Origin of the sequence: Shigella flexneri 2a str. 301 (genome assembly GCF_000006925.2) — a bacterium.
Taxonomy (GTDB): Bacteria; Pseudomonadota; Gammaproteobacteria; order Enterobacterales; family Enterobacteriaceae; genus ECMA0423.
Window position 1 is genome coordinate 1588374 of the sequence record NC_004337.2, and the last position, 12642, is coordinate 1601015.

Here is a 12642-nt window from a genome sequence, read left to right on the forward strand (position 1 = left end):
AGCCTACGCTATGGAACACCTCGCGTTCAGGAGAAGAAAATGACAACAATGAATCCTTTCCTTGTGCAAAGCACACTGCCGTATCTGGCTCCTCATTTTGATCAAATTGCCAATCATCACTATCGCCCGGCATTCGATGAGGGAATGCAACAAAAGCGGGCAGAAATTGCTGCCATCGCGCTTAACCCGCAAACGCCTGATTTCAACAATACTATTCTGGCACTGGAACAAAGCGGAGAATTAATTACCCGCGTTACCAGCGTCTTTTTTGCGATGACTGCGGCGCATACCAATGATGAATTACAGCGTCTTGATGAACAGTTTTCCGCTGAACTGGCGGAACTGGCTAATGATATCTATCTGAACGGTGAATTATTCGCGCGGGTAGATGCTGTCTGGCAGCGCCGTGAATCCCTGGGGCTTGATAGTGAATCCATCCGCCTGGTGGAGGTTATTCATCAACGTTTTGTCCTTGCCGGAGCCAAACTTGCACAAGCTGATAAAGCAAAATTAAAAGTACTGAATACAGAAGCTGCGACCCTGACCAGCCAGTTTAACCAGCGGTTACTTGCAGCAAATAAATCCGGCGGTCTGGTTGTGAACGATATCGCGCAGCTGGCAGGAATGAGTGAGCAAGAGATTGCGCTGGCGGCAGAGGCGGCTCGCGAGAAAGGTCTGGATAACAAATGGCTGATTCCGCTGCTGAATACCACCCAACAACCGGCGCTTGCCGAAATGCGCGATCGTGCGACGCGTGAAAAACTGTTTATTGCGGGCTGGACGCGAGCGGAAAAAAATGATGCCAATGATACCCGCGCTATCATTCAACGTCTGGTAGAGATTCGCGCACAGCAGGCGAAACTGCTTGGTTTTCCTCATTATGCCGCATGGAAAATCGCCGATCAGATGGCAAAAACGCCAGAAGCAGCACTCAACTTTATGCGGGAAATTGTTCCAGCGGCGCGTCAACGTGCGAGCGATGAATTAGCCTCCATACAGGCGGTTATCGATAAGCAGCAGGGCGGGTTTAGCGCGCAGCCGTGGGACTGGGCATTTTATGCGGAACAGGTACGGCGGGAGAAATTTGATCTTGATGAGGCGCAGCTCAAGCCATATTTTGAATTAAACACGGTGTTAAATGAAGGTGTATTCTGGACCGCGAATCAGCTCTTCGGTATTAAGTTTGTCGAACGTTTTGATATTCCGGTCTACCATCCTGACGTTCGTGTGTGGGAAATTTTTGATCATAATGGCGTGGGACTGGCGTTATTTTACGGTGATTTCTTCGCCCGTGATTCAAAAAGCGGCGGTGCATGGATGGGCAATTTTGTTGAGCAATCAACGCTTAATGAAACGCATCCGGTAATTTATAACGTCTGCAATTATCAGAAACCCGCTGCCGGTGAGCCTGCGTTGTTACTCTGGGATGATGTAATAACCTTATTCCATGAATTTGGTCATACGCTGCACGGCCTTTTTGCCCGCCAGCGTTATGCCACGCTTTCCGGCACCAACACGCCGCGTGATTTTGTCGAATTTCCGTCGCAAATCAACGAACACTGGGCAACGCATCCGCAGGTATTCGCTCGCTACGCCCGGCATTATCAGAGCGGGGCAGCAATGCCTGACGAACTGCAACAGAAAATGCGTAATGCCAGCCTGTTCAACAAAGGGTATGAGATGAGCGAACTGCTTAGCGCCGCACTTCTCGATATGCGCTGGCATTGCCTGGAAGAAAACGAAGCAATGCAGGATGTCGATGATTTTGAATTGCGGGCGCTGGTGGCGGAAAATATGGATCTTCCTGCTATACCGCCACGCTATCGCAGCAGTTATTTCGCCCATATTTTTGGTGGCGGATATGCTGCAGGTTATTACGCTTATCTGTGGACGCAAATGTTGGCCGATGATGGTTACCAGTGGTTTGTTGAGCAGGGCGGATTAACGCGTGAAAATGGGCAGCGTTTTCGCGAGGCGATCCTTTCCAGAGGTAACAGCGAAGATCTGGAACGCCTGCATCGACAATGGCGTGGTAAGGCTCCTCAGATTATGCCGATGCTGCAACATCGTGGCTTGAACATATAAACACCACCAATGGCTGGCCTGGAGATATCGCCAGGCCAGCCTGGTTATAGCAGTAATTGCAGCAGCTGGGCGAGGGCAAACCTCACCGCTAAAGCTAATACCGTTTCGCAGTCGCCAGCAAAATGCATAACCGCAGTGTAGTTCTGGCCTTTAATATGCCACGCGAACCAGACGGTACCCGCTGGCGTACCATCTTCACCGCCCTCCGGTCCGCCGTAGCCGGTAATGGCAATACTGACATCAGCATCCGCACGCTCTATGGCACCTGTTGCCATTTCTGCTGCCACTTTCTCACTCACCGCAGAATATCGTTCAAGAGACTGCTGGCTTACGCTGAGGATTTTCATCTTTGCCTGATCGGTGAAAGTAACAAAGCCTGCACCGTAAAATTTGGGTGTATCTTCAGCTGCACACAGGGCGCTAGCCAACTTACCGCCGGTGCATGATTCGGCGGTAGTTAAGCGTAATTGATCCGCGATAAGTCTTTGACTCAACGCGGATGTCAGGTTTTCAATAGTGTCGGTATCTGCGAGTTGTACAATTTTATCTTTATTAATGTTCACTGTTTTTTGTCCACGCTATTATATGTAAAGGTGATTTGCTTTTTCTGTATGCTCGTCCAATATAATAATTTTCAAACATATAAATCCGATTATTCTGAAAACATGTTTAAGACTCTTCAATCTTCTTAACTTTAGTGAGTCAAATTCTCTGAATATTTGACAGCTAGTGGGCTGATTTTAAATGCCTTATAACAATTGGCAGTATTCTTATTTGGCAATTATAAAAATAGCAACCAGACTTAATAAGTCAAACCAAACGCAATTAAGGAGTTAGTATGAAATTTCAGTCCATTGTATTAGCAAGTTTTCTTGTCATGCCTTATGCGTTGGCAGATGACCAGGGCGGTTTAAAACAGGATGCAGCGCCACCGCCGCCTCATGCAATAGAAGATGGCTATCGCGGAACCGATGATGCAAAAAAAATGACCGTTGATTTCGCAAAAAACATGCACGATGGCGCTTCGGTTTCACTACGCGGTAATTTGATTTCTCACAAAGGAGTGAGGTAGCCTGAGTTTAACGGACACTCCTTCCTGAAATAGAATGGCATCAGAAGGAGCTAATAATGAGCAGAAAAACCCAACGTTACTCTAAATAGTTCAAAGCCGAAGCTGTCAGAACGGTTCTTGAAAATCAACTTTCGATCAGTGAAGGCGCTTCCCGATTATCTCTTCCTGAAGGCACTTTAGGACAATGGGTTACCGCCGCCAGAAAAGGGCTCGGTACTCCTGGTTCCCGCACGGTGGCTGAACTGGAATCTGAAATTCTGCAACTGCGTAAGGCGTTAAATGAAGCTCGCCTTGAGCGAGATATATTAAAAAAAACAACAGCGTATTTTGCACAGGAGTCGCTGAAAAATACGCGTTAATCGAACAATGGCGACAACAATTTCCCATTGAAGCGATGTGTCAGGTATTTGGTGTATCCAGGAGCGGTTATTACAACTGGGTACAGCATGAACCCTCAGACAGAAAACAAAGTGATGAGCGGCTAAAACTGGAGATTAAGGTGGCACATATCCGCACTCGCGAAACATATGGAACCCGGCGGCTCCAGACGGAGCTGGCAGAGAATGGCATCATCGTTGGTCGTGACCGACTGGCACGTCTTCGTAAGGAGCTGAGGCTACGCTGTAAGCAGAAACGCAAGTTCAGAGCAACTACGAACCCGAACCACAATCTGCCAGTTGCGCCAAATCTGCTGAACCAGACGTTCGCTCCTACAGCACCAAATCAGGTCTGGGTGGCGGACCTGACGTATGTTGCCACACAGGAGGGATGGTTGTACCTCGCTGGCATCAAAGATGTTTATACGTGCGAAATTGTCGGCTACGCCATGGGAGAGCGCATGACAAAAGAGCTGACAGGTAAAGCCCTGTTTATGGCGCTCAGGAGCCAGCGCCCACCTGCCGGGCTAATCCACCACTCTGATCGAGGTTCACAGTACTGCGCATACGATTACCGGGTCATACAGGAGCAGTCTGGTCTGAAAACATCAATGTCGCGTAAAGGTAACTGTTACGACAACGCTCCGATGGAAAGCTTCTGGGGAACGCTGAAAAATGAGAGCCTGAGCCACTATCGTTTTAATAACCGGGATGAAGCCATCTCAGTAATACGGGAATACATTGAGATTTTCTACAATCGTCAGCGTCGTCACTCTCGTCTGGGGAATATCTCCCCGGCAGCCTTCAGGGAAAAATATCATCAGATGGCTGCTTAAAAAAAGAACAAATGGTAGTGTCCGCTATTGCCAGTACACCTTTCATTGAGAAAACTGATGCTACTGTGTCAACGATCCGTTATCAGTGCAGGAAAATGCCTGTTAGCGTAAAAGCAAAACACAAATCTATCCATGCAAGCATTCACCGCCGGTTTACTGGCGGTTTTTTTCGCCGTCATAAAAATCAGGCCCCTTGTACACAACTGTAACAAGGGGCCGGTTAGGTGAGGGATTATCTCCGTTCATTAGTCATCCCATTTGTGGCTGAAATACGCGGCCAGAAAACCAGAAAATAAAATTATTCCCAGTACGGCCATAAAAACATTCATATTACCCAGCATTATTTGCCTCCGTTTATGGTGTGGTGTGTTTCCTCGCTTACCTTAATTTTCATCTCAATGAGAAAGATATTAGCAGAGATAACCTAAACGAAGGCTGAATTAAATTTTTATTGTGTTCGACTTAAATCAACAAAGCGCGGGCTGCCCCCACGGTCTTGCACGAATCCCTTTTAACATCAGCACCCACGCAGCAATGATCACCAACGCTAAGATGACAAACAGCGAGGAAGGCGGCAGGCTGGTTAGCACTACGCCACTCACTAATGGGTTAATCGCGGCACCAAGCCAGCCTAAAGACTGGGCGGAAAAATAGCTGGCTTTCATTCCTGGCGGCGCAATATGGTCAATCAACATATACTCGCCCGGCGCATAAATGATTTCACCGACAGTAAATACCGCAGCTGACATACCCCACAATAGCAGGTTGTTGCCGGAAAAAATAAAACCGACCAGTCCGATGACGAAACAGAGGGTGCCTGCTGTCATCAGCGCGCGGATGTTAGCTGGGTTAAGTCGGCGGCCCACGGAATATTGCAACGTAACCACCATGGCAGCATTCACCGGAAGAACAACCGCGACCACCTTTTCGGCAAAATCCCCATCAGCAATCACCATCACATATTGTGAAATGCATGAAGCAAATGCGCCGCTTACAAAAGAAGCCAGAAAACCAGAGCAGGTAAACCACAACAGTGCTTTATCTTGTAATAAAACTTTCGGCGACCAGACACTGCCTGTTTCCGTGGCGATGATTTTCTCGCTGCGCTTTACCCATATTTGAATGAAAAGCATGGGAAACGCGGAACAGATAGCTGCCAGCCAAAAGGGCAGATTGATGCTCTGCATCACCAACAGCGTGCCGAGCGGCGGACCGATGGTCCAGCCAATGTTTAGCATGGTGTAGTTGATTGAGAAGATTTTCGTTTTGCTGGTGGACGAAAGATTGTCGGCAAACCAGGCTTTCAGCACGGTAGCAAAAACAGAATAGGCGCAGTTAATGAGGGCAAAAAAGAGCACAACCAGCGTCACGTTATTCACTAAAGGAATGGCAATAAAACCGCTGGCGAAGGCGGTAATTGCCAGTAACATATAGCGTTTCTTGTCGAACTTATCCGCCAGGATACCAAAACCGAGGCTAAAAACGACGCCAATAGTGAGCGCAATTGTCATCGCATAACCGATTAGATCGACACTCAGGCTGTACTGGCGACTCAAGTAAATGGTCATAAATGGCAGCGTAGCCATGCTATTTCTTTACATCTCTAAAATAAAACATAACGAAACGCACTGCCGGACAGACAAATGAACTTATCCCTACGACGCTCTACCAGCGCCCTTCTTGCCTCGTCGTTGTTATTAACCATCGGACGCATGGCAAAAATCCGAAGTATAGCGACTTATTTGCGCATTAATGCCGTCGTAACCGGCGACTAACGAATCAACTGTTAAAGAAAAGTAAATTCAGCTAAGTTGATTGCTTACAAAAGATGAAATTCAGAGGCGGTAGAATGTCGCGAAAAGATGGGGTGTTGGCGCTACTGGTAGTGGTCGTATGGGGGCTAAATTTTGTGGTCATCAAAGTGGGGCTTCATAACATGCCACCGCTGATGCTGGCCGGTTTGCGCTTTATGCTGGTCGCTTTTCCGGCCATCTTTTTTGTTGCACGACCGAAAGTACCACTGAATTTGCTCTTGGGGTATGGATTAACCATCAGTTTTGCGCAGTTTGCCTTTCTGTTCTGCGCCATTAACTTTGGTATGCCTGCTGGACTGGCTTCGCTGGTGTTACAGGCACAGGCGTTTTTTACTATCGTGCTTGGCGCGTTTACTTTCGGGGAGCGACTGCATGGCAAACAATTGGCGGGGATCGCCTTAGCGATTTTTGGCGTACTGGTGTTAATCGAAGATAGTCTGAACGGTCAGCATGTGGCGATGCTCGGCTTTATGTTGACCCTGGCTGCAGCATTTAGTTGGGCGTGTGGCAACATCTTCAATAAAAAGATCATGTCGCACTCAACGCGTCCGGCGGTGATGTCGCTGGTAATCTGGAGCGCTTTAATCCCAATCATTCCCTTCTTTGTTGTCTCGCTGATTCTCGATGGTTCCGCATCCATGATTCACAGTCTGGTTACTATTGATATGACCACCATCTTGTCGCTGATGTATCTGGCGTTTGTGGCGACAATTGTTGGTTATGGGATCTGGGGGACGTTACTGGGACGCTATGAAACCTGGCGGGTTGCACCGTTATCGTTACTGGTGCCCGTAGTCGGACTGGCAAGTGCGGCACTATTGTTGGATGAACGCTTAACGGGTCTGCAATTTTTAGGTGCGGTGCTCATTATGACCGGGCTGTATATCAATGTATTTGGCTTGCGGTGGCGTAAAGCGGTAAAGGTGGGAAGTTAATAAGCCCCGAGATGTCGGGGCCAGAACAAACTACATAGCGTGTTGATTATAATAGGGCACGCCGAGCGCATCCGACTTATCACTGCCAGTACCCATGTGATTTAAATCAAACGGTGGTTGTTCCTGCGATGGGGGAACAACCACGACATTGGCACAAGAAGTAACAACTGGCTGCGTGGTTTGTTCCGCAACGCTCTGCGCGGAAAAGAGAATAAGCGCAGCTGCTATTGCGGATGAAAGTGGTTTCATGATTGCCTCAGTGACGTTGTCACGTTATCAACTAGCTGTTGTAATGATTTAATGGATGTAAAAAGCGCGATTCGCCCTGCATATTGGTCATCCGGTATTTATGCGGCGGAACATCAAAGTAATTTTTGAAGGTTCGGGTCAGAGTTTGTTGCGACTCGAAGCCATATCGTTCTGCCAGATAGAGTATCGGCTCGTTACTTTCCTTCAGCTTTTGCGCGATTTCCGTCATCTTACGGCTGCGGATGTATTGGCCTAATGAATGACCGGTTTCTTTTTTAAACATCCGTTGCAGGTGCCATTTGGAGTAACCCGAACGCTCTGACACTTTCTCCAGTGACAGTGGCGATTCCAGGTTGTCCTCGATCCAGTCCAAAATGCTATGAATGGTAATAGCGTCAGTATTGCGTCTGGACATCGTCATACCTCTTTTTTGTTTACGGCAGGACTTTCTTAAGCAAATGCTCAAGTGTTGCAACTTCGTCCGCCGTCAGGTTTTTTGTTAATTCTTGATGCAGGTCCTGGCCAACTAATTGATGGCATTGTTCGCATATTGCCGCGCCGCTGGTGGTAAGTTTTACCAGTACGCCGCGCTTATCATTCGGGTTCGGCAACCTTTCAACCCAGCCTTTACAGACCAGGCGATCCAGCATACGGGTCAGTGCTCCCAGGTCGACCGACAACACTTTTTTCAGTTCAACCGGAGTAATACACGCCGCGCAGCGGATAGAGCAGAGCACCTTAAACTGTGCCGCGGTAATATCCATCGGAGACAGATACTCGTTAAGCAGACGATCTTTCTTCTGATTAACCATATGGATTAAGCGACCCAATGGAATAATTTCATTGAACAGATCGCTGGTACTTTTCACATTAGTTGCCTTGGCAAGTAATTAGTTGTAGGGGGTAATATTGCCCAGGCAAGTATAAGTCAAATGAATGAATTGACCGATGCCACGTTTTGCTAAATCGGTTCAAGTTTTGGTCAATGCGATGCAAGGTTAGCTAAAGAGTGACACTTTATCCTTGTTTACCCCTTATACTTTTCGCTGATAACCCAGATACACAGGATAACAACCACCAATGTTAGATTTGTTTAAAGCAATTGGCCTGGGGCTGGTGGTGTTGCTGCCGTTAGCTAACCCATTAACAACTGTCGCGCTATTTCTTGGCCTGGCAGGCAACATGAACAGTGCCGAACGTAATCGTCAGTCGTTGATGGCCTCGGTGTACGTATTTGCCATCATGATGGTGGCGTATTACGCTGGGCAACTGGTGATGGATACATTTGGCATTTCGATTCCCGGTCTGCGAATTGCAGGCGGCTTAATCGTCGCGTTTATCGGTTTTCGGATGCTTTTTCCGCAACAGAAAGCGATTGATTCACCGGAGGCGAAAAGCAAGTCGGAAGAGCTGGAAGATGAACCCAGTGCCAATATTGCCTTTGTACCACTGGCAATGCCAAGTACCGCCGGTCCGGGAACCATAGCGATGATTATTAGCTCGGCGTCCACAGTGCGTCAGAGTTCAACCTTCGCTGATTGGGTACTGATGGTTGCGCCGCCGCTGATCTTTTTCCTGGTGGCGGTTATTTTGTGGGGAAGCCTACGCAGCTCCGGCGCAATTATGCGGCTGGTGGGCAAGGGTGGCATTGAAGCGATCTCCCGCCTGATGGGGTTCCTGCTGGTATGTATGGGTGTGCAGTTTATTATTAACGGCATCCTGGAAATCATTAAAACGTACCATTAAAAAAGGCCCGAATGGGCCTTTCAACTATTGCGTCTGTTCTTCGAGTGTCACTGGCCAGCGGCGAAATATAATGATTGACCATATTAACGCAGCAAAAGCAGGCACCGCGCCCACATAACCAATCATCTACATTGACCAGGGCAAACTCACCTGATTACCTACCAACGCACCCGCCCCGATTCCAATATTAAATATGCCGGAGAATAGCGCCATCGCGACGTCGGTAGCATCTGGTGCCAGCGCCAGCACTTTAACCTGCATACCAAGCCCGATGATCATCATCGCGATCCCCCAGAAAATACTCAGCACCCCGAGGTGTATTTCACTGTTCGCCGCAGGTAGCAGCAGTGCCAGACACACCAGCAACAGCGCAATCGCCGTACTTACCAACGCAGACGCATATTGATTACCCAGTTTACCGAAAATCACGCTGCCAATAATGCCCGCACCACCGAGTAATAACAGTAATGCCGTGGCAAAGTTGGCGCTGAATCCCGCAATGTTTTGCACAAAAGGCTCGATATAGCTGTATGCCGTGTAATGGGCGGTGACAACCACCACAGTTAACAAATAAATGCTCATCAATGCCGGGCGGCGGAACAATAGCGGGAGGCTTTTCAATGAACCGGAATGCTCACTAGGCAGTAAGGGAAGTAACTTAATCAGGCACAAAAGGGTAACAAGCGCCCCAATACCAATCGCGAAGAAGGTCATTCGCCAGCCGAAATACTGCCCCACAATGCGCCCGAGCGGTAAACCTAAGACCATCGCCAGTGCTGTACCGGTGGCAATTAAACTCAAGGCCTGTGCCCGCTTCCCGGCCGGAGCCATACGGATCGCCAGAGACGCCGTAATCGACCAGAAAATCGCATGTGCAAAAGCCACACCAATGCGACTGATCACCAGAACGGTAAAGCTCCACGATAAAAACGACAGTACGTGGCTGGCAATAAACACCACAAACAGGCAGATCAGTAATTTGCGCCGTTCAACCTGACTGGTCATTAACATAAAAGGCAATGACATTAGCGCTACTACCCATGCGTAAATGGTCAACATGATGCCGACCTGAGCGGTTTGCATGTGAAAACTTTGCGCAATGTCAGAGAGCAGGCCAACAGGGACAAATTCGGTGGTGTTGAAGATGAAGGCGGCGACTGCCAGCGTAACGACCCGTAGCCACGCCACTTTGCGGGAAACAGTGTTTGTTGTCATAACAGATTATCGGGTGAGTTGCGAAAAAGTGATGAAATGATCTTAAAACGGTTAATGATGTGAATACAATGCATTTGTGATCTGGATCGCGTTTTCCGTTTCTCTGACGCTGATTCTGTTCCGAGTCAGAGAGTCGGTAACATCACGGTTTAATGACGTTCAGGGAGGTCTGGCGTTTTGGCGGTTGCGGGTATAGGTGGTCTGACAGGGGAGCGAGGCCTGTTTTTCACCAGGTCTTCGTGAGTAACTTTTGGCGGCGTTTCATTTTTTACAAACAGTTTGAGGGTCCTGCGCGCCATATGTTTGATAATTTTATCATCACTTAATGATGCTGGCATCAACACGTCATTCAGATCACTTTCATTGGGATTCATAAATTGGTGATAGTGCAATAACATATTGGCGAAAAATAAAAACAAGTCCTGAAAATGAGGAGATTCTTGTTCTGCTAAAAGGGATAAGAAGCAGATGCAGACTTCGGGTTGTACATGTTTGTTAGAACCTAATGAATCCATCAGGCTTTGCAATAAATCCTCTTTTAATTCGCTGTCCGTTATGTCGAGAATGGCGGTGATCAAGTTAGGATCTTTATTGACGAACCATCTGTGAACCTCAGAGTTATTCCATAATCGGGGGAGTATGACAAAATTACCGCGAGAGATAAAATTCAGGACAAGCAAATCAAACTGGCGTAAGTAATCTGCAGCGGTATGGTGATCCGGAGGCAGGGGTTCAATATGTGGTGTATGCGCTCTTTTGATGGGGGCGCCAAGGTTGATCATTGGAAATTGTTCAATAAAATCATTCATAAACAGAAAGAGCACACGCTCGACGCCGGTCTGAAATACGCGCCCCATAGTGACAGGCTTTGGGTTGGGAGCGCAAAAAATATTAATTTCTCCATCATGGCGAAAATTATCTAAATAAATAGGGCTTAAATTTATTACTACCTGAAATTCAATATTTTCTTTGTGTCTTCCATTCTTGACAGGATAAGTGAGTTTAAACTGAACCTTTTCATTGTATAGTGTGTCGTTACCCCGAAAAGAAGTCCTCTGAATATATGATAAGTTATCAAGGTTGTTAAATATCTTTTTTGTGGCTGAGTTGGTGTTTAAAGACGTGCGCCACTCTTCATCACATATTATGGTACTGAGTGCATCAATAAAATCCTTTAAAACTTCTTTTACTTGAGGTGCAATATTACGAGCGGGAAAATCATCAGGAAGAGATATGTAATTGCAGATGCTTACTGGCGTAACCATATTTGCCCCATATAGTCATAAGTCATCGGAACATCACTATATAGGGCATTTGAGCTGCAAGAACTATCAAAGGCAGGTGATGCGTGGCGCTGTTCCCATCATTCTTGCAGGTAACGGCTACTTACTTAAACATGCGCCGAATGTGATGGGCTGTGCTCAGCTCATTGCCCAAGTGTTTAAAGATGCGGGAATCCCGCAAGGCGTATATGGCTGGCTGAATGCCGACAACGACGGTGTCAGTCAGATGATTAAAGACTCGCGCATTGCTGCTGTCACGGTGACCGGAAGTGTTCGTGCTGGAGCGGCACTGAAAAAATGCGTACTGGAACTGGGCGGTTCGGATCCATTTATTGTGCTTAACGATGCCGATCTGGAACTGGCGGTTAAAGCGGCGGTAGCCGGACGTTATCAGAATACCGGACAGGTTTGTGCAGCGGCAAAACGCTTTATTATCGAAGAGGGAATTGCTTCGGCATTTACCGAACGTTTTGTGTCAGCTGCGGCAGCCTTGAAAATGGGCGATCCCCGTGATGAAGAGAACGCTCTCGGACCAATGGCTCGTTTTGATTTACGTGATGAGCTGCATCATCAGGTGGAGAAAACCCTGGCGCAGGGTGCGCGTTTGTTACTGGGCGGGGAAAAGATGGCTGGAGCAGGTAACTACTATCCGCCAACGGTTCTGGCGAATGTTACCCCAGAAATGACCGCGTTTCGGGAAGAAATGTTTGGCCCCGTTGCTGCAATCACCATTGCGAAAGATGCAGAACATGCGCTGGAACTGGCTAATGATAGTGAGTTCGGCCTTTCAGCGACCATTTTTACCACCGACGAAACACAGGCCAGACAGATGGCGGCACGTCTGGAATGCGGTGGGGTGTTTATCAATGGTTATTGTGCCAGCGACGCGCGAGTGGCCTTTGGTGGCGTGAAAAAGAGTGGCTTTGGTCGTGAGCTTTCCCATTTCGGCTTACACGAATTCTGTAATATCCAGACAGTGTGGAAAGACCGGATCTGACGCGACATATTCAGCTCTGATATACTCGCAGGT

General features: G+C 47.8%; 10 protein-coding genes, 2 pseudogenes and 2 other annotated features. Of the genes and pseudogenes, 5 read left to right on the forward strand and 7 right to left on the reverse strand.

Annotated features, from left to right (window positions below; all coding sequences use genetic code 11):
- The first annotated feature begins 39 nt into the window (after positions 1-39).
- A complete protein-coding gene (gene dcp, locus SF1557; RefSeq protein NP_707439.2) occupies positions 40-2085 on the forward strand; it encodes a dipeptidyl carboxypeptidase II in 2046 nt (681 codons plus the stop codon).
- Positions 2086-2129: 44 nt separating this feature from the next.
- Here dcp and ydeJ read toward each other — a convergent pair whose 3' ends face one another.
- A complete protein-coding gene (gene ydeJ, locus SF1558; protein NP_707440.1) occupies positions 2130-2648 on the reverse strand; it encodes a hypothetical protein in 519 nt (172 codons plus the stop codon).
- A 501-nt stretch (positions 2649-3149) separates the two neighbouring features.
- Positions 3150-4411, forward strand: a mobile genetic element.
- Between ydeJ and SF1559 the strand changes: the two genes are divergently transcribed.
- A complete protein-coding gene (locus tag SF1559) occupies positions 3552-4370 on the forward strand; it encodes an insertion sequence element IS600 protein (RefSeq protein NP_707441.1) in 819 nt (272 codons plus the stop codon). Its footprint overlaps the feature before it by 819 nt.
- 426 nt (positions 4412-4837) lie before the next feature.
- Here the strand turns inward: SF1559 and ydeF are convergent.
- Complete coding sequence (gene ydeF, locus SF1560; RefSeq protein NP_707442.1) at positions 4838-5956, reverse strand: transporter; 1119 nt, start codon at positions 5954-5956, stop codon at positions 4838-4840.
- A gap of 362 nt (positions 5957-6318) precedes the next feature.
- On the opposite strand from ydeF, the gene ydeD reads away from it, so the two are divergent.
- Complete coding sequence (gene ydeD / locus SF1561) at positions 6319-7119, forward strand: insertion element IS1 protein InsB (protein ID NP_707443.4); 801 nt, start codon at positions 6319-6321, stop codon at positions 7117-7119.
- Positions 7120-7149: 30 nt separating this feature from the next.
- Here ydeD and marB read toward each other — a convergent pair whose 3' ends face one another.
- From marB to marR, 3 genes are read right to left on the reverse strand one after another with little or no spacing between them, the layout of a single operon-like run.
- Positions 7150-7368 (reverse strand): hypothetical protein, encoded by a 219-nt coding sequence (gene marB / locus SF1562; protein NP_707444.1) that lies wholly within the window; start codon positions 7366-7368, stop codon positions 7150-7152.
- 31 nt (positions 7369-7399) lie between these two features.
- Positions 7400-7783, reverse strand: a complete 384-nt coding sequence (gene marA / locus SF1563) for a DNA-binding transcriptional activator MarA (protein ID NP_707445.2) — start codon at positions 7781-7783, stop codon at positions 7400-7402.
- Positions 7784-7802: 19 nt separating this feature from the next.
- Positions 7803-8180: a multiple antibiotic resistance protein gene (gene marR, locus SF1564; RefSeq protein ID NP_707446.4), complete on the reverse strand. Its 378-nt coding sequence runs from the start codon at positions 8178-8180 to the stop codon at positions 7803-7805.
- Positions 8181-8448: 268 nt separating this feature from the next.
- Here marR and ydeB point away from each other — a divergent pair, with 268 nt between their 5' ends.
- Complete coding sequence (gene ydeB, locus SF1565) at positions 8449-9114, forward strand: hypothetical protein (RefSeq protein NP_707447.1); 666 nt, start codon at positions 8449-8451, stop codon at positions 9112-9114.
- 24 nt (positions 9115-9138) lie between these two features.
- Here the strand turns inward: ydeB and SF1566 are convergent.
- Both SF1566 and SF1567 read right to left on the reverse strand, forming a co-directional pair.
- Positions 9139-10329 (reverse strand): annotated as a pseudogene (locus SF1566).
- 149 nt (positions 10330-10478) lie between these two features.
- Positions 10479-11594, reverse strand: coding sequence for a hypothetical protein (locus SF1567; RefSeq protein ID NP_707449.1), 1116 nt, complete (start codon positions 11592-11594; stop codon positions 10479-10481).
- A gap of 295 nt (positions 11595-11889) precedes the next feature.
- Positions 11890-12609: a sequence feature (Similar to Escherichia coli K12 aldehyde dehydrogenase gi: 1787805 (471 aa). BLAST with identity of 98% in 240 aa. This CDS has been truncated. The sequence has been checked and is believed to be correct.), on the forward strand.
- Between SF1567 and SF1568 the strand changes: the two are divergent.
- A pseudogene (locus tag SF1568) lies at positions 11890-12609 on the forward strand. It overlaps the preceding feature by 720 nt.
- Positions 12610-12642: the final 33 nt, after the last annotated feature.

Coding starts and splice junctions, on each gene's coding strand:
- marR (NP_707446.4), bottom strand. CDS start 8,180: ATGGTTAATCAGAAGAAAGATCGTCTGCTTAACGAGTATCTGTCTCCG.
- ydeF (NP_707442.1), bottom strand. CDS start 5,956: ATGGCTACGCTGCCATTTATGACCATTTACTTGAGTCGCCAGTACAGC.
- SF1567 (NP_707449.1), bottom strand. CDS start 11,594: ATGGTTACGCCAGTAAGCATCTGCAATTACATATCTCTTCCTGATGAT.
- SF1559 (NP_707441.1), top strand. CDS start 3,552: ATGTGTCAGGTATTTGGTGTATCCAGGAGCGGTTATTACAACTGGGTA.
- ydeD (NP_707443.4), top strand. CDS start 6,319: ATGCTGGCCGGTTTGCGCTTTATGCTGGTCGCTTTTCCGGCCATCTTT.
- ydeB (NP_707447.1), top strand. CDS start 8,449: ATGTTAGATTTGTTTAAAGCAATTGGCCTGGGGCTGGTGGTGTTGCTG.
- dcp (NP_707439.2), top strand. CDS start 40: ATGACAACAATGAATCCTTTCCTTGTGCAAAGCACACTGCCGTATCTG.
- marB (NP_707444.1), bottom strand. CDS start 7,368: ATGAAACCACTTTCATCCGCAATAGCAGCTGCGCTTATTCTCTTTTCC.
- marA (NP_707445.2), bottom strand. CDS start 7,783: ATGTCCAGACGCAATACTGACGCTATTACCATTCATAGCATTTTGGAC.